At 31.8% G+C, this 333-nt stretch carries 1 protein-coding gene; it reads left to right on the top strand.

The window, feature by feature from the left end:
- On the top strand, window positions 1–333 hold a 333-nt coding region (locus KTHG_RS20960; RefSeq protein WP_186439477.1), incomplete at both ends, for a hypothetical protein.

Genomic DNA, 333 nt, shown 5'->3' with positions numbered 1-333 from the left:
TGATTAAAATGGTAAAAGTATTATTTCCAAATGCGTCATTAAAACAATCTCAAGAAGTAGAAGTATCAGTCGGTGATTTTGTTTCAATTTCTGAATACGATGTTGCATTAATTGAAGATATTGTATCAGAAATTACAGCTCACGAAATCAAGGTTAAAAGTGCAACGTTTGTAAGTGGAGCTTATCCGCAATGTGATTATTCAGCATTAGAAAATTTAACAGAATACACATTCCTTCTAACGGATGTCTGTGATATTAAAACTAATGCTAACTTACGTTCACCTGTAGATTATCTACACAAAGTAATTGCCGATAATGCTACAAAGGTTAAAG

The sequence above is a fragment of the Kurthia sp. Dielmo genome (genome assembly GCF_000307285.2).
Taxonomy (GTDB): domain Bacteria; phylum Bacillota; class Bacilli; order Bacillales_A; family Planococcaceae; genus Kurthia; species Kurthia populi.
The sequence above is the reverse complement of the archived record's forward strand: the minus strand, read 5'-3'. Positions and strand labels throughout refer to the sequence as shown.